Origin of the sequence: Erythrobacter sp. GH1-10 (genome assembly GCF_045363165.1) — a bacterium.
Lineage (GTDB): Bacteria > Pseudomonadota > Alphaproteobacteria > Sphingomonadales > Sphingomonadaceae > Erythrobacter.
Map to the genome: position 1 here is coordinate 182,431 of NZ_JBJFLP010000001.1, position 15,913 is coordinate 198,343.

The 15,913-nt window shown below is 64.3% G+C and carries 19 protein-coding genes; 9 read left to right on the plus strand and 10 right to left on the minus strand.

What is annotated here, in order from left to right; genetic code table 11:
- Positions 1-9: 9 nt before the first annotated feature.
- Positions 10-1,446: a glutamate synthase subunit beta gene (locus tag ACI5KX_RS00890; RefSeq protein WP_406808797.1), complete on the plus strand. Its 1,437-nt coding sequence runs from the start codon at positions 10-12 to the stop codon at positions 1,444-1,446.
- Positions 1,447-1,459: 13 nt separating this feature from the next.
- On the opposite strand, the gene ACI5KX_RS00895 is transcribed toward ACI5KX_RS00890, so the two are convergent.
- The 3 genes from ACI5KX_RS00895 to ung all read right to left on the minus strand — a co-directional run bounded on the left by ACI5KX_RS00895 (position 1,460) and on the right by ung (position 4,052).
- Positions 1,460-1,792 carry a TraR/DksA family transcriptional regulator gene (locus ACI5KX_RS00895; protein WP_406808798.1) on the minus strand — a complete coding sequence of 111 codons (333 nt, stop codon included), beginning with the start codon at positions 1,790-1,792 and terminating at the stop codon, positions 1,460-1,462.
- Positions 1,785-3,299, minus strand: a complete 1,515-nt coding sequence (locus ACI5KX_RS00900) for a serine hydrolase domain-containing protein (protein WP_406808799.1) — start codon at positions 3,297-3,299, stop codon at positions 1,785-1,787. Before ACI5KX_RS00900 ends, ACI5KX_RS00895 begins: the two co-directional genes overlap by 8 nt.
- 66 nt (positions 3,300-3,365) lie before the next feature.
- Positions 3,366-4,052 (minus strand): uracil-DNA glycosylase, encoded by a 687-nt coding sequence (ung, locus tag ACI5KX_RS00905; RefSeq protein WP_406808800.1) that lies wholly within the window; start codon positions 4,050-4,052, stop codon positions 3,366-3,368.
- A gap of 85 nt (positions 4,053-4,137) precedes the next feature.
- Here ung and ACI5KX_RS00910 point away from each other — a divergent pair, with 85 nt between their 5' ends.
- From ACI5KX_RS00910 to ACI5KX_RS00920, 3 genes are read left to right on the plus strand one after another with little or no spacing between them, the layout of a single operon-like run.
- Entirely contained in the window at positions 4,138-4,770 is a 633-nt protein-coding gene (locus ACI5KX_RS00910; RefSeq protein WP_406808801.1) for a ribonuclease D, read from the plus strand.
- Positions 4,771-4,796: 26 nt separating this feature from the next.
- Complete coding sequence (gene lptC, locus ACI5KX_RS00915) at positions 4,797-5,462, plus strand: LPS export ABC transporter periplasmic protein LptC (RefSeq protein ID WP_406808802.1); 666 nt, start codon at positions 4,797-4,799, stop codon at positions 5,460-5,462.
- Positions 5,459-6,055, plus strand: coding sequence for an LptA/OstA family protein (locus ACI5KX_RS00920; RefSeq protein WP_406808803.1), 597 nt, complete (start codon positions 5,459-5,461; stop codon positions 6,053-6,055). Before lptC ends, ACI5KX_RS00920 begins: the two co-directional genes overlap by 4 nt.
- A 7-nt stretch (positions 6,056-6,062) precedes the next feature.
- On the opposite strand, the gene ACI5KX_RS00925 is transcribed toward ACI5KX_RS00920, so the two are convergent.
- From ACI5KX_RS00925 to ACI5KX_RS00955, 7 genes are all read right to left on the minus strand, one after another.
- Positions 6,063-6,545 (minus strand): sugar transferase, encoded by a 483-nt coding sequence (locus ACI5KX_RS00925; protein WP_406808804.1) that lies wholly within the window; start codon positions 6,543-6,545, stop codon positions 6,063-6,065.
- Positions 6,546-6,557: 12 nt separating this feature from the next.
- On the minus strand, positions 6,558-6,725 hold the full coding sequence (locus ACI5KX_RS00930; protein ID WP_406808805.1) for a hypothetical protein: 168 nt from the start codon (positions 6,723-6,725) through the stop codon (positions 6,558-6,560).
- Between the two features lie 99 nt (positions 6,726-6,824).
- Positions 6,825-7,466, minus strand: coding sequence for a hypothetical protein (locus tag ACI5KX_RS00935; RefSeq protein ID WP_406808806.1), 642 nt, complete (start codon positions 7,464-7,466; stop codon positions 6,825-6,827).
- A gap of 108 nt (positions 7,467-7,574) precedes the next feature.
- Positions 7,575-8,615, minus strand: coding sequence for a DNA polymerase III subunit delta (gene holA, locus ACI5KX_RS00940; protein ID WP_406808807.1), 1,041 nt, complete (start codon positions 8,613-8,615; stop codon positions 7,575-7,577).
- Positions 8,616-8,622: 7 nt separating this feature from the next.
- Complete coding sequence (gene lptE, locus ACI5KX_RS00945; RefSeq protein WP_406808808.1) at positions 8,623-9,129, minus strand: LPS assembly lipoprotein LptE; 507 nt, start codon at positions 9,127-9,129, stop codon at positions 8,623-8,625.
- The gene (gene leuS, locus ACI5KX_RS00950; protein ID WP_406808809.1) at positions 9,129-11,651 is read right to left on the minus strand and encodes a leucine--tRNA ligase; all 2,523 of its coding nucleotides are present in this window, start codon (positions 11,649-11,651) and stop codon (positions 9,129-9,131) included. The genes lptE and leuS overlap by 1 nt, the downstream gene beginning before the upstream one ends.
- Positions 11,652-11,676: 25 nt before the next feature.
- A complete protein-coding gene (locus ACI5KX_RS00955; protein ID WP_406811290.1) occupies positions 11,677-12,105 on the minus strand; it encodes a DUF3576 domain-containing protein in 429 nt (142 codons plus the stop codon).
- A gap of 394 nt (positions 12,106-12,499) precedes the next feature.
- Here ACI5KX_RS00955 and ACI5KX_RS00960 point away from each other — a divergent pair, with 394 nt between their 5' ends.
- From ACI5KX_RS00960 to ACI5KX_RS00980, 5 genes are all read left to right on the plus strand, one after another.
- A complete protein-coding gene (locus tag ACI5KX_RS00960) occupies positions 12,500-13,249 on the plus strand; it encodes a hypothetical protein (protein ID WP_406808810.1) in 750 nt (249 codons plus the stop codon).
- Between the two features lie 123 nt (positions 13,250-13,372).
- Complete coding sequence (phbB, locus tag ACI5KX_RS00965) at positions 13,373-14,095, plus strand: acetoacetyl-CoA reductase (RefSeq protein WP_406811291.1); 723 nt, start codon at positions 13,373-13,375, stop codon at positions 14,093-14,095.
- A gap of 64 nt (positions 14,096-14,159) precedes the next feature.
- Entirely contained in the window at positions 14,160-14,963 is an 804-nt protein-coding gene (locus tag ACI5KX_RS00970; RefSeq protein ID WP_406808811.1) for an alpha/beta hydrolase, read from the plus strand.
- 294 nt (positions 14,964-15,257) lie between these two features.
- Positions 15,258-15,494, plus strand: a complete 237-nt coding sequence (locus ACI5KX_RS00975; RefSeq protein WP_406808812.1) for a ribbon-helix-helix domain-containing protein — start codon at positions 15,258-15,260, stop codon at positions 15,492-15,494.
- The gene (locus ACI5KX_RS00980; protein ID WP_406808813.1) at positions 15,491-15,913 is read left to right on the plus strand and encodes a GNAT family acetyltransferase; all 423 of its coding nucleotides are present in this window, start codon (positions 15,491-15,493) and stop codon (positions 15,911-15,913) included. The genes ACI5KX_RS00975 and ACI5KX_RS00980 overlap by 4 nt, the downstream gene beginning before the upstream one ends.

Below are 15,913 nucleotides of genomic sequence, written 5' to 3' on the forward strand. Positions count from 1 at the left end.
TCAGACACAATGGGTAAGGAAACCGGCTTTCTCGAACTGGATCGGCGCGATCGCGACTATCTCGATCCCAAGGAACGCCTGAGCAACTATCGCGAATTCGTGATCCAGCCGGATGAGGCGACGCTGGCCGGACAGGCGAGCCGCTGCATGAACTGCGGTATCCCTTATTGTCACAACGGCTGTCCGGTGAACAATCTGATCCCGGACTGGAACCACCTCGTCTACGAGGACGACTGGAAGAACGCGCTCGACCTGCTGCATTCGACCAACAATTTCCCCGAGTTTACCGGTCGCATCTGCCCCGCACCGTGCGAGGCCAGCTGCACGCTCAACATCACCGACCAGCCGGTAACGATCAAATCGATCGAATGCGCGATCATCGATCGCGGCTGGCAGGAAGGCTGGGTCGAGCCGCAGGTGCCCGAAAAAAAGACCGGGAAGTCGGTCGCGGTGGTCGGCTCCGGACCGGCTGGTCTCGCTTGCGCCCAGCAGCTTGCGCGAGCCGGCCACTCGGTCACCGTGTTCGAAAAGAGCGACCGCGTCGGCGGCCTGCTGCGCTACGGGATCCCCGACTTCAAGATGGAAAAGCACCTGATCAGTCGGCGCTGCATCCAGATGGAAGCCGAGGGGGTAACCTTCAAAACCTCGAAGGAAGTCGGCGTCGACATCTCGTTCAAGAGCCTCGAGGAGAATTTCGACGCGGTTGTGCTGGCCGGCGGATCGGAAGATGCGCGCGCGTTATCCATCCCCGGCGCGGAAATGCCGGGCGTGCGGCTGGCGATGGAGTTCCTGACGCAGCAGAACAAGCGCAATGCCGGCGATGACGAGGTGCGCGCGGCGCCGCGTGGAAGTCTGCTCGCGACCGACAAGCATGTCGTCGTGATCGGCGGCGGCGACACGGGCAGCGATTGCGTCGGCACCTCGAACCGGCAGGGCGCAAAGAGCGTCACGCAGCTCGAAATCATGCCCAAGCCGCCCGAAAAGGAAGACAAGGCGCTGACATGGCCCGATTGGCCGCTGAAGCTGCGCACCTCGTCGAGCCATGAGGAAGGCGTCGAGCGCGACTGGGCGGTCCTGACCAAGCGCGTCATCGGCGATGGCGAAAAGGTCACCGGGCTGGAATGCGCGCGCGTCGAATGGGTCGACGGGGAAATGCGCGAGATCGTCGGCAGCGAGTTCACCATTCCCGCCGATCTGATCCTGCTTGCGATGGGCTTTGTCGGACCCAAGAAGGCTGGAATGCTCGAACAAGCCGGGGTCGAACTGACCGATCGCGGCAATGTTGCAGCAGACACCGATCGCTACGCAACCAGCGTCGAGAATGTGTTCACCTGCGGCGACATGCGGCGCGGGCAAAGTCTCGTCGTATGGGCGATCCGCGAAGGCCGCCAATGCGCGCGCAGCGTCGACGAAGCGCTGATGGGCGTGACCGAACTGCCGCGCTAGGCGCAGTCCGGTTTCAGCTGCCGGTCGCGCACCCCACACACCGCGCGACGCTCGGATCATGGGCAAGGCGCTTCTCGGCGATCTCCTCGCCGCATTTGACGCAGTAACCCCATTCGCCTTCGTCGATCCGATCGAGCGCCGCGGCGATCCGGGCGCGCTCGGCTGCACGGCGGCGCTCCTGCGCCTGCGCCATCGCCTGCTGCTGCATCGCGTCCATCCGCGAGAGGCGCCCGACGCTGTCCTGCTGCAGCGTCACCGGCGCGCGCCCCTCGGCGCTGATCCGGTCTTCTTCGGCCAGTTCCGCCTGCCGTGCGAGCAGCGCCGCTCGGGCTTCCTCCTCAGTCACCCGCAAGCGGTCGCGCGAAATAATCGCGGTTTCCGAAACGCTCGATATAGTCGATCGAACCGTCATCCTTACGGTGGAAGGTGACGATATCGCGTTCCTCGCCCTCGTCATTGATGACGCGGAATCGATCGTCGCCCAGCGGCTTCAATCGTCCGATCCCACCGCTAGGCTCGTCATAGCTGACCTCGACGCTCGCGAGACCGCCCGCCCACGGCACGATCACCCATTCACGGCCCCAAGGCTGCGAATCGTAGAAACCGGCATAATCGGAAAGGTCCACCTCGATACCCTCGGGCGCTTCGAACTCCTCGGCGTCCTTGCGATTGCCGAGCAGCCCGGCCAGCTGCGATGCGATCGCGCCCGGCGATTCCATCGTGTTCATCGCCAGCGCAATGGCGAATTCGTTTTCGAGGTTCATCATCAGCGTGCTGCGATAGCCCGGGCAACTCCCGCCGTGGCCGACGAAGCCGGTGCCATCGATATCGTAGATCGCGAAACCCAACCCCCAGGTGGTTTCCTTGTCGGGGGTGATGTAGTGAACACGCTGCATTTCGCGCAGCGTCGAGGCGCGCAGAACTTCGGGCTCGCCGGTCCGCAGCAGCCTGAACTGCCACGCGGCAAACCTGGCCAGATCCTCGACCGTCGAACTGAACCCGGCGGCAGGGTTGATTCCTTTCGCATCGAACAGCGCGACGTCGGGGCGGGTTCCGTCCTCGTGCAGCGAGCCCCAACCGACCGCCATCTGTCCGCCATGCTTGTCGGACTGGATGTAGGGCCGAGTGTTCTCCATACCGAGCGGTTCGAGGATGCGGGTGGAAACGTAGTCGCCATAGGGCTCCCCGCTGACGGACTCGACGGTCTCGCCCACCAGCGTGAGGCCGAGGTTCGAATACTGCCAGGTGGTCGAGGCCGGATAGAGCGGGGATTGCCCCGCCATCGTGGTCCGGATTTCCGCCTGCGTCGGGAACGGGAAATCGGGCCCGGTCCAATAGGGATGCGCGGATTCGCGCGGCAAGCCTGCCGAATGCGTCAGGAGCCCGCGCATGGTGATCGGAACGCTTTCGCGATCGTCGGGCGCGAGCGTCGCCCATGGCAGGTGGGTGGTGACCGTATCGTCGAGCCGGACGCTGCCCTTTTCCCACTGCTGCATGAAGGCGACGGCGGTGAACAGCTTGGAAATGGAACAGATCGAATAGATCGTGTCGGGCCGGGCGGGCTTCGTCATCTCGCGGTCGGTGAAGCCGTAGCCCTTCGAGAAAAGGGTGTCGTCGCCCTTGACCATCGCGACCGAGAACGCCGGGATGCGGTTGCGCTTGCGATACTTGTCGAGCCAGATGTCCGCAACCACAAGCGCCTCGCGCGCGGCGGCCATCTGCTTGGCCATCTCCGCCGCTTCGTCGGACTCCTTCGCCGCCGCCTGCGATTCCTGCGCCTGCAAGGCGACCGGCACGGCGACCAGCGAGGCCCCGACGGCAAGCGAAACGGCGATAGATCTGAAACGGTGCATGGTGTGTCTCCCCCTCAAGAATGCGATTTATGCCGCCAAGCAGGGCGTCCGCCAAGCCCTTCCGCTCTAGACCGCCCAGTCGATCGCACCGCGCCCGTGGCGTTCGAGGAAGGCGTTGGCCTGGCTGAACGGGCGCGAGCCGAAAAAGCCGTTATGTGCCGAGAGCGGGCTCGGGTGCGGCGCGGTCAGCACGAGGTGATGGTCGCCCGATCCCAGTGCTTTCACCCGTCCCGCCTTCTTCTTTGCATGGCTGCCCCACAGGATGAAGACGGTGGGATTACCGCTTTCGGCAACCGCCTGCACCGCCGCATCGGTGATCGCGTCCCACCCGCGTCCGGCATGGCTGCCCGCCTGCGACGCCTGCACCGTCAGCGTGTTGTTGAGCAGCAGCACGCCCTGCTCGGCCCAGCGGGAAAGATTGCCATGCGACGGGCGCTCGATCCCGAGATCGCTTTCGAGCTCCTTGTAGATATTCACCAGCGACGGCGGGATCTTCACCCCGTCCTGCACCGAAAAGGCGAGGCCATGCGCCTGCTCCGGTCCGTGGTAGGGATCCTGCCCGAGGATCACGACGCGCACGTCTTCGAGCGGGGTGAGCGCCAGCGCCGCCAGCCTTTGCCCGCGCGGCGGATAGATCGTCTTGCCGGCATCCTCTTCGGCACGCAGCCAGCCGCCGAGCCGCCGTGCTTCGGGGGTTTGCAGCGCCGGTTCGAGCACAGGCCGCCAGCTTTGGGGAATATCCTCGGTTGCCATCGTGCCCGCAGGATACACCGCGCGTCGCGCCGCGCACCACTCGCCTCTTTCCCTCTATCCCCAATCGGCGTAGGGCACTGGCGATATGGCCGTATATTTTCACGAAGAAGACCTGCCCGATGGCGTGCTCGAAGACGTTTCCGTTTCGGGGGGCGCGCTCGCAGTCGATACCGAGACCATGGGTCTCATCACGCACCGCGACAGGCTGTGCGTGGTGCAGATCAGCGACGGATCGGGCGACGAACATCTGGTGCGCTTTTCGCCGGGCAGCGAGTATGAGGCACCCAACCTCACCCGCATCCTCGGCGACCCCTCGCGCACGAAGCTGTTCCACTACGCCCGCTTCGATCTCGCCGCGATCCATTACTACCTCGGCGTGATGGCCACGCCGGTGTTCTGCACCAAGATCGCCAGCAAGCTGGTGCGCACCTACACCGACCGTCACGGGCTCAAGAACCTGACCGACGAGCTGCTCGGCGAGAGCATTTCGAAACAGCAGCAGAGCTCGGACTGGGGCGGGCCCGATCTGAGCGAAGCGCAGCGCGACTACGCCGCCTCCGATGTGCGCTTCCTTCACCGCCTGCGCGACGAACTCACCGTGCGGCTCGAGCGCGAAGGTCGCATGCACATTGCGCAGGCGTGCTTCGATTTCCTTCCCACCCGCGCCGAACTCGATATCGCCGGCTGGGCAGAGCACGATATCTTCAACCACTCGTAATTCGCAGGGAGCCCGAGCACGCCGCCATGGTGATGAAGCGCCGGATCGAGACCAGCGAAGCGAAGGAGCTGCGCAACAAGCGGCAGCACTTTGCCGCTCCGGGCGGTTCGCACGATCGTCTGGTCGGCTTCCTCGCCCGCGCCCTGCCGCTCGGCGTCGGGATCGTCGCAGCCTTGATGGTCATCACTCCGCTTTCCCCTCGCGGCGAGGTCAGCTTTCTGCTCGACCGCAACGAGGTCGCGGTGATCGACGAGCGGCTCAGTGTCGACAACGCGATGTATCGCGGGCGCGACAATGCGGGCCGCCCCTTCTCGATCACGGCCGGCGAGGCAGTGCAACGTTCGAGCGCCGAAGGCCTGGTGCGTATGGATGAGCTGGTTGCGCAATTGCTGTTGTCCGACGGTCCGGCAAGGTTGACCGCTTCCGGAGGCACTTACGATATCGACAGCGAGATCGTGACGATCGATGGCGCGGTCCGGCTGAGCGCAGCCGACGGGTATTCGATGGTCGCGCGCGGCGTGTCGATCAATCTCGACGAGCGCACCATCAGCGGCGATGGCGGAGTCGAGGGCGAGATTCCGGCCGGCACATTCTCCGCCGACCGCATGCGGGCCGATCTTGACGCACGCACGGTCACACTTGAAGGGAATACACGCATGAGGATAGTTCCCGGCCAGTTGAGGATGCCATGATTGCAGATACGAACACCGCGGCGTCTCCCCCGAACCGGAACCGGCTGGGCCGGATTGCCCTCGCATGGATGGCGGGCGGCTTTGCCCTCACGCTGGCGCTCGCGGGAGGTGCCTATCTCAACGCGCAAGGTATAGCCGCGCACAATTCGCGCGCACCGATCAACCTGAATGCCGGGCGCACCGTGGCCGAGGGACGCTCGGACCGGATTTCGTTCACCGGCGGCGTTACAATTACTCAGGCAGGACTGACCGTGAGTTCGGACCGCATGCTGCTCAATTATTCCGACGATGACGGATCGCTCGATATCCAGCGCATCACGGCGAGCGGCGGAGTGACGGTGAGCAGGGGCAACGAAAGCGCGCGCGGCGATGTCGCGATCTACGACCTCGACCGCCGGATCATCACCATGGCGGGCAACGTCCGGCTGCAGCGCGGCAATGACACGCTCAACGGCGGCCGGCTGGTGATCGATCTGCGGAGCGGGATTTCGAGCGTCGACGGCAATCCATCGGGCGGATCGGATCTGAGCGGATCGGGCAGCGGCCGGGTCACCGGCACGTTCACCGTGCCGCAGGGCGACGAGGACGACTAAACCGCGCTCAGTAAGCGTTTTCGTGCCGCAGGACCCACAGGGTCTTGGCGATGATCTGGATATCCCGCCGAAGCGACCAGCCTGCGATATATTCGAGATCCGACTGGAGCCGGTCGGTCAGATCCTTTTCCCGCTCGGTCGCACCGCGATGGCCGCGCACCTGCGCGAGACCGGTGAGGCCGGGCTTGAGGCTGTGACGCTGCCAGTACTGGCCGTCGACTTCCCAGAAATACTTGTTTTTCGCGCGACTGCCGAGCGCGTGCGGGCGCGGGCCGACGACCGACATGTCGCCGCGCAGCACATTGATCAGCTGCGGCAGCTCGTCGATGCTCGTGGCGCGGATGAACGCGCCGATCCTCGTGATCCGGTCATCATCGCGCGCGGTCGACCGGTCGCCGTTTTGGTCGTTCTTTTCGACCCGCATCGAGCGGAACTTGAGCATTTCGAAGAACTGGTTGCCGCGCCCCAGCCTGCGCTGGACGAACAGCACCGGCCCGCCATCCTAGAGCTTGATGAGCAGCGCCACCAACAGCAGCAGCGGCGAAAGCGCGATGAGGCCAAGGGTTGCGGCGCAAACGTCGAAGCCGCGCTTGATGATGCGCCCGCGCAAGCCGAGTGGCCCGGTCGATACGACCAGCGTCGTGCGGTCGAGCTTCTCGTAGCGGTGCACCCCGACGGCCCCGAGATCGTGCGCCGGTTCGCTGACGATCTCGCCATAGATGCCCGCCGACTTGAGCAGAAACGCCCATTGCTGGCGGCGCGAACGCGGTCAGCTGACCACCACCTTGTCCTGGTTGCGCAGGAGCTTTCCGAGCCGGTCGAGCATGTAGGGATCGTGGCTGGTGGGATCGAGGCCCAGTTCGGCAGCGGACACGACAGTCGCCTGCGGGTACGGAAAATCCGAGCCCCCGTCGTCGATCACCAGCCGGTTGCGGGTGCGCCCACCCCAGAACCGTTCGATCACGACCGGGATCAGGCGCCGGAATCCCAGCAGCATTGCCGCCGCGAGGATCAATCCGAGCGTTACCGCAACGCGCGAAAACTCGGCATTTGACTTGGTGTAAAAGGCGACGAAATTGAGCAGGGCAGCAGATACCGCCAGCGCAGTGACCGCCTGCCGCGTGGCGTAGAGCCAATCGTCGAGCGCGCGCGCACCATAGCTTGAGTTATAGAGCGCGATGGTCATGTAGAGTGGCAGCAACGTTTGCGCGACCAGCATCGAGCGCGGTTCCCACCAGCGCCCCTCGTAAACGAAGGCCGCGACGGCAAAGCTGAGGTTGATCAGTACCGCGTCGATCAGCAGCATCAGGACGTAGGCACGCAGCCTGCGCCGCTCGAGCGAGGGCGCGATCCGGGATTCAACCCGGTCGGGTTGAACCTCGTTCAGCAGCGGCCCTGTGAACTTGTTCATTACGCACGCCCTTATCGGTACTGTCCGATACGTGTTTTTACTTATTCGGGCTGCATCTCATATTTGGAGGTATATTGCGACTGCGAAGAGCGCGATTGCCGCGATTTATCAACGCTTGGCCGCGAAACGGGCGATTTCGGCCAGATCCTGGGCCAGCAAAAGCTCTGCTGCCTGGCTGTTCGACAGCAGGTTGCGGTGCACCATGACAAGGCGCGGGATCAGCCGGTCGAGCTTGCGCCGATGCCAACGGGATAGCTGGTGCCGGATGTCGCGCTCGTCCTTCCAGAAGATCCCGAGCTGCGCCTTCTCGCCCCGACCGAGATTGTCGAACGAACCGCGCGGGCCCAGCTTGGCGGTGATCTGAGCCAGTTGCGCCGCACGCCGCTCGAGCGCGAGCAGCAGGCCGACCGGATTGAGGCCGAGCTCGCGCATCCGCTTCACTTCGCCCGAAACGCGGTTCAGTTCTCCACCCATCACCGCGTTGACGACCGGCTGGAACCCGTCCTCCTCGGTCGCCGCACCGATTGCGTCATAGTCTCCGATGCTGGCGGTCTTGGGCGACTGCGGATCGGCATCGCAATACAGCGCCAGCTTGGTCACTTCCGATTGCGCCAGCCGCACGTCGAGGCCGGCAGCCCGCGCAATCCGCTCGGCAAGGTCGCCGCCGAGCCGCAGTCCCGCCGTATCGGCCATCGCGCGCACCGACGCGGCAACGGTCATCAGGTCGGGCGGATAGAACATCGCCACCAGCGCATCGGGACGCTTTTCGAGCAGCTTCGCGGTGCGCGACTTGTCGGTCGCAGAGGTCGCCACCACGAGCACCGGCGCCGCTTCACCCGCACCGACATCGCCGGTTTCGATCAGCACCTTGAGGGCATCGTGCGCCTCGTCGCCGCTGGCGCGCACCAGGATGTGGCGCTTGTCTCCGAACAGGCTTTCGGTGCGCGCTTCGTCGCCGAGCAGGGCCGGGTCTCGCCTGAGGTCGGCCCCCGCCATGTCGACGCGCTCTCCCGCATCGGGCAGCGCTTCGATCACCTTCGCCGCAGCGGCCGAAGCCCCCGCTTCGTCGGGCCCGCAGAAGAAGAAGATGCCCGCTTTCTCCGCCCCGCGCGGCAGCCCCCGGGCGAAATCCTTCTGGGTGGCCTTCATTGCGCGATCACCGCGCGCCGTCTTCGCTCGCGCGCTGGCGCAGGGTCAAGGCAATCCGCGTCACCATGCGATCGGCCACTTCCTTGGCGAGGTTTTCAAGCGCGCTCTGCTCGGCCGCAATGGTCGCATATTCGCTCGACACGACGTCGATACCGGCGTCGGCACCGGCGGTGGCGTCTAGCAGGATTTCTCCCGTCGCGAGGTCGACCAGCTGGTACCGCGCGCGCAGGATGCGGCGTTCGCGGGTGATCGTGTCATCGTTGAGCACCCCGAGCGCTTCGAGCGCATCGTCGAGCCGCACGTCGAGCCGGTACTGCGGCGTCGCCTCGCCGCCCGCGCCGAAGCGCTCCTCGAGCGCATTGCGCACCAGCCAGCCCTCGCGTCCCGGGATCGCCGGGACATCGATCGCCGCCATGCCCTGCGCGACGCTCGCGCTCCCGCCACCGGCATACATCGGCTGCAACCCGCAGGATGGCAGCGCGACGAGCGCGATCAGGGCGAGCAGTGCGCGCATCAGGTTACGATGTTCACCAACCGGTCGGGCACGACGATCACCTTGCGAATGTCCGCTCCATCGATCGAACGCTGGACGTTCTCGCTGGCGAGCGCAAGCGCTTCGAGATCCTCTTTCGAAGCACCCTTGGGCGCAGTCACGGTGTCGCGCAGCTTGCCCATATGCTGGACCGCGATGGTCACCTCGTCCTCGACCAGCATCGCCGGATCGTGCTCGGGCCATGCCGCGTTTGCGATGAGTGTGTCCTGCCCAAGCTTGGCATGGGCTTCTTCGGCAAGGTGCGGCATCATCGGCGCGATCAGGTGCAGGACCGTGCGGATCGCGAAATTGCGGCTCTCGCCCGGCTCGGCCTTTTCGGCGGCGCTGGTGAGTTCGTAGATGCGCGCCACCGCCTTGTTGAAGCTCAGCGCCTCGATATCCTCGGCCACCGCGACGATCGCCTGGTGCGCTTTGCGCGCCAGCGCCTTGTCCTCGCCGGTTGCCGACGGGTCGACCTGGTCGAACAGGCGCCACAGCCGCTGGACAAAGCGCCAGCAGCCCTCGATCCCGCTTTCGGACCACGGCAGGTCGCGTTCTGGCGGGCTGTCCGACAGCATGAACCAGCGCGCGGCGTCGGCGCCATAGGTGTTGATGATGTTGTCGGGATCGACGACGTTCTTCTTCGATTTCGACATCTTGACGACGCGGCCTGCGGTCACCGGCGCACCGCTCTCGATATGGACATAGTCCTCGCCGTCCTTGCGGACTTCGTTGGGCGAAAGCCAGCTGCCGTCGCCGAGGCTGTAGGTCTCGTGCGTCACCATGCCCTGCGTGAACAGCGCGGCGAAGGGTTCCTTCACTTCGAGCTTGCCGATCCGCTCCAGCGCGCGGGTCCAGAAGCGGGCGTAGAGCAGGTGCAGGATCGCGTGCTCGATCCCGCCGATATACTGGTCGACCGGGAGCCACGCGGCGACCTCCTCGGGGTCGAACGGCGCGTTGTCGGGCTGGCTCGCGAAGCGCAGGAAATACCACGAGCTGTCGGCGAAAGTATCGAGCGTATCGGTCTCGCGCCGCGCCTTGCCGCCGCATTCGGGGCAATCGACGTACTTCCATGTCGGGTGCCGTTCGAGCGGGTTGCCGGGCGTTTCGAAATCGATGTCTTCGGGCAGCACGACCGGCAGCTGGTCCTTGGGCACCGGCACCACGCCGCAGCCACCGTTTTCTTGGGCGCAGTGGATGAACGGGATCGGCGTACCCCAATAGCGCTGGCGCGAAACGCCCCAGTCGCGTAGCCGCCAGACGGTCGTGCCCTCGCCCCGGCCCTCTGCTTCGATCCGCTTGATGACCTCGGCCTTGGCATCCTCGACGCTCATTCCGTCGAGGAAGTCCGAGTTGACGATCACGCCGTCGCCGGGCTCGGCCTCACCCGCCATCGGCGCATCGGCTTGGCTGACATCGCTGGCGACCACCCGCACGATCGGCAGTTCGTACTTGGTCGCGAATTCGAAGTCGCGCTGGTCATGGCCGGGGACGCCCATGACCGCGCCGGTGCCGTAATCCATCAGCACGAAGTTGGCGATGAACAGCGGCATGGCCTCGCCGGTGAAGGGATGTGTCGCAGTGATATCGGTGCGGAAGCCGAGTTTCTCGGCCGTCTCGAGCTCGGCGGCGGTCGTCCCGCCGCGCTTGCATTCTTCGATGAACCTGACCGCCAGCGGGTCCTGCGCCGCGACGCCTTGCGCGACCGGATGGTCGGCGGCGACCGCGACGAAGCTCGCCCCGAAAATCGTATCCGGGCGCGTCGTGTAGACCGGCAGCTTTTCGCCGCTCGACAGGTCGAAGGAGAATTCGAGGCCCGAGGACTTGCCGATCCAGTTCTCCTGCATCAGCCGGACCTTGTCGGGCCACTGATCGAGCTCGCCCAGCCCCGCCAGCAGCTCCTCGGCGAAATCGGTGATCTTGAGGAACCACTGGTCGAGCTTGCGCTTCTCGACTTCGGCGCCCGAGCGCCAGCCCTTGCCGTCGATCACCTGCTCGTTGGCGAGCACGGTCATATCGACCGGGTCCCAGTTCACTTCGCTCGACTTGCGGTAGACGAGGCCCGCCTCGTACATGTCGATGAACAGCGCCTGTTCATGCCCGTAATATTCGGGGTCGCAGGTGGCAAATTCGCGGGTCCAGTCGAGCGCGAAGCCGATCCGCTTCAGCTGCGCCTTCATCGCGTCGATGTTCGAACGGGTCCAGCCGCCCGGATGGACCTTCTTTTCCATCGCTGCGTTTTCCGCGGGCATGCCGAACGCGTCCCAGCCCATCGGGTGCAGCACTTCGAACCCGCGCATCTTCTTGTAGCGCGCCAGCACGTCGCCCATCGTATAGTTGCGCACGTGGCCCATGTGGATGCGCCCCGAAGGATAGGGGAACATCTCGAGGATATAGCTCTTGGGCTTCGGGCTCGAGCTGTCGGCGGTGAAGGTGCCGGCCTCTTCCCACGCGCGCTGCCAGCGCCCGTCAGCGGAGGACGGATCGAAACGGGTATCGGTCATGTGAGGTCCGCTAACGCGAAATGGATCAGGAAGCGAGAGCCTTGCGGCGCAGGTCGCGCGCCTTGGTGAGGATGATGTCCTCGAGCTTCTGCACGGTCGCGGCCTGGACCGGTGCTTCCACCCAGCGACCATCCTGCGCCACCTGGCGGCTGGCGGCGACGCGCAGGGCATCGGCGCGCAGGTCCTGATCGAGGATCGTGACGGTCAGCTTGACCCGCTCGTCCGGATTGGAAGGGTTCGCATACCAGTCGGTCGCGATCACCCCGCCCGAGCTGTCGGCGGAAAGCAGCGGCGCGAAGCTGACGGTTTCGAGCGCGGCCCGCCACAGGAAGGCGTTGACCCCGATCGTGTTGATCTGCGCGGCCTGCAGCTCGGTCGTCGGGCGATCGCGCCCGCCGCAAGCGGCAAGGCTGGCGATCGCGCCGCATGCCAGCGCGACTCGAGTCGTTTGCAGAAGAGCGTGTTTGGCGCGTGTCACAACGAGAAATCCCTTTGTCTGTGTTTCATGGCTCTATAACTCCCGCACGCCGCGCGGCAAGCGTTGTGCCACCCGGTCCATCGCACGCAATGCCCGGAATCCTCGCGAATCTAGGCCATTGTGCGCCTTAAGCCCCGCTGAATCGGGGATTTCCGCATCGCCAAGCTGTGTGCCTTGGGCAACAGTTTGGCAGCGAACATGGCTGGATGGTGTGGAAAAGATTGCACAGCGGGCTACGGCAATCCTATCAACAACGTCTTGTAGTACGAATCTAATGGCGCTCATCGGGGATTAAGGCGCAATCTGCTTTATCCGGTGGGGCTGAAAGAAGCGCAGGCTGAACTGCGCGGATATGGGATAGCAGGCGAATATGTCAGGCGGACCGAACAAGCGAGCGACGAAGCAGCACAAGCTGCCCGTGCTGGCCATGGCCGGTGCCCTGCTGCTCGGTCTCCCCACGGCAAGCCTCGCAGTGGTCGGTTTCAGCCAGAACTCGGCTTCCGGCGCGAGCTCCGCGCTCGACATATTCACCCCCGCCTCGGTCGATCCCGAGCTTGCGGCCCGCGTGGCCAAGAAAGCCGGCGAGAAGGGCATCCGCTTCACTCCGGCCGGATCCAATCCGGTCCTGCGCGACAGGACTGTGACCGTCGCCGTCCGGATCGACGACGAAACCGCCAAGGCGGTGTCGGTCCGCAACGCGATCGACGCTGCACCGGGCGTGGGCACCTCGCTCTCCGCGCTGCAACCGAGCAAGTTCAACCTCGGCACCGCGCGCGGATATCAGAGCTTCGCCCGCCCGATCGAACTGCCGAGCAACGTCAAGAACCTGAGCGTTCCCGATCTTTCGGAATTCGCACCGGCCAAGCCGCGCGCGGAAGACAAGCCGAGCCGCCTCCAGCCGCGCATCGAGCTTGAGGACCGCGCGATTGCGGGCCGTTCGCCGAACACGCTCGACGCGTCCGAATCCTCGGTCGATGTCGGCGGCAGCTTCCGCCTGTCGAAGAACCTCGATGTCACCGCCGGCGTTCGCTACTCGCAGGAGCGCGACCGGCTCGATCCGCTCACCGACTCGGTGCAGGACAGCCAGGCGGTTTATGTCGGGACCCAGATCCGCTTCTGATCCGACACGGAAATTCGTATGCAGGGACCCCGCTTCGGCGGGGTTTTTCTTTGCCTTCCGTAACGTCACCGCTAGGTTCGTAGCAATCAAGATTTCTGGGAAGGATGCTGCACAATGAACCCGATGAATCGAGTAGCCGTTGTTACGGGTGGAACCCGCGGAATCGGGCGCGCGATCTGCGAACGACTCAAGTCGGACGGGTTCAACGTCGTCGCCAACTATGCCGGCAACGATGAAGCGGCGAAGAAATGCAGCGAAGAGCTCGGCATTTCGACCTACAAATGGGACGTCGGCGATCACGAGGCGACGCTTGCCGGGTGCCAGCAGATCCATGACGAGATCGGTCCGGTCGAGGTGGTGGTGAACAATGCGGGCATCACCCGCGACGGCACGCTCCACAAGATGAGCTTCGAGGACTGGAACGAGGTGATGCGCATCAACCTCGGCGGGTGCTTCAACATGGCCAAGGCCTGCTTCCCCGGAATGCGCGAGCGCGGCTGGGGCCGGATCGTCAATATCGGCTCGATCAACGGACAGGCCGGGCAATACGGCCAGGTCAATTACGCCGCCGCAAAGTCGGGCATCCATGGCTTCACCAAGGCGCTGGCGCAGGAAGGCGCGAAGTTCGGCGTGACGGTGAACGCGATCGCGCCGGGCTATATCGACACCGACATGGTCGCCGCCGTGCCGCAGGGCGTGCTCGAGAAGATCATCGCCAAGATCCCGGTCGGCCGGCTCGGCCAAGCCGAGGAAATCGCGCGCGGGGTAAGCTTCCTGTGCGCAGAGGACGCAGGCTTCGTGACCGGCTCGACGATGAGCATCAATGGCGGCCAGCACATGTATTGATGAAAGTTCATCTCTGGGCAATCGCGCCGGTCTAAGGCCGGTCGTTCGGAGGGATTTGGCTCTGATGAAGCGTTTGAAAGCGGGTCTGGTTTCGGCCCTTGCTGCTGCGATCTTGCTGGCATCCGCTCCAGCCAGCGCCGGGCTCATATCCGGCCGAGTGTATCAGCCGGTTTCGCTGGCCGATACCGAGGTCGAATGGTCGGGCGAAGCTCCCGCCGCCCTTTCTGTCACGACTGAAGACGGTTTGACCCTCGAAGGCGCGCACTTCCCGAGGAAGGGCGAGGATGCACCGGTCATGCTCGTCTTCCACGGGAACAGCTACAACCACCTCGTCATGGCGCGCCGCGTCGAACCCCTTGCGGCCCAAGGTGCAGGAGTGATCGCTGCGTCGTATCGCGGCTATGGCGACAATCCCGGGACACCTTCGGAAGCGGGCCTTTACCGCGATGCGGAGTCGTGGGTCGCCAAGACGCGCGAGCTCTATCCCGATGCCCGCATCTTCGTGTTCGGGTTTTCGCTGGGCGGCGCGGTCGCCATCGAGATGGCAACGCGTCACGATTTCGATGGCGTGGTGACGCTTGGCGCGTTCACACGCTTGAAAGATGCCGTGCCGTGGATCGCGCGACCGTTCGTGAAGGAAAAGTACGATAATCTCGCAAAAGTCGCGCTGATCAACGAACCGCTCTTCCTGCTGCACGGCAGTGCGGACGAAACGATCGACGCGGAATCGGCCGAGAAACTGGAACAGGCTGGCGGCGCAAATGTGACGCGTATCAACATCGTGGGCGGCGACCACTGGGTTCCGCTCGATGATCTGGCGCAGCGCCTCTGGCAAACGATCGATCCGCAGCAAGATCGACGCGAGTGATGCAGCGGCGCTGAAGGGAGCCGCAGGGCCCGCTGCATTTTCCTACCTATGCGGAATCGGTTAGGACCACAGCTCCAACATGTCGTCGACCTCAACACCAATACCGCTTGATCAGGCAAATTCGGGCACCGATCCCGCGAAGTGTCAACTTCGCTTTCCGCGATATTTTGTTATTTCACTCAGGAGGTTGCGGGTGACAAATACGGGTGACACGGTGTCAACTTCGTCAACTTTCCGGATTTCCTGCAGACTCGCTGCGGACAGGGATTCAGCCACTTGCTACCCGCTATGTCGATGAGCAGCACGCCCTATCACCCCCCAGTCAAACGCTCGGTCGAGATCGCTGGGCACAAGACCTCCATCAGCCTCGAGCCCCTGTTTTGGGACATGCTCCGTACAGCTGCGGAAGAGCGGGACATTCCGATCAACGCGCTCGTCGCACGGATCGATGCCGAGCGGATCAAGGCGGACACACCGCCGGGGCTGGCGAGCGCGATACGGGTGTGGCTGTTTCAGGAGATCAGAACATGACCCGCGTCCTGAACTATCGCGACGAGCATTTCGACGGTGTAGATCGCCTTTGGCGCGAGGTCTTTCCCGGTGCCGCACCGCGCAACCGCGCCGAAAACGCCATCCCGTCGAAGGTGGCGCTAGGTGATGGCTTGTTCTGGGTGGCGCTCGATGGCAAAGGTCAGGTGATCGGCACCGCCATGGCTGGCTGGGATGGTCATCGCGGCTGGCTTTATCTGATCGCCACCTCGCCCGATCACAGGCGCAAGGGCGTGGGCAAAGCACTGGTTGAGAGAGCTGTAGCCGAACTTGGCAAGCGCGGATGCGGCAAGGTCAACTTGCAGATTCGCGCCGATAATGTCGAAGTTGCCAGCTTTTATGCCTCGCTTGGTTTCATCGAAGAACCGCGCATGAGCATGGGGCGCGAGTTACCCGGTTGA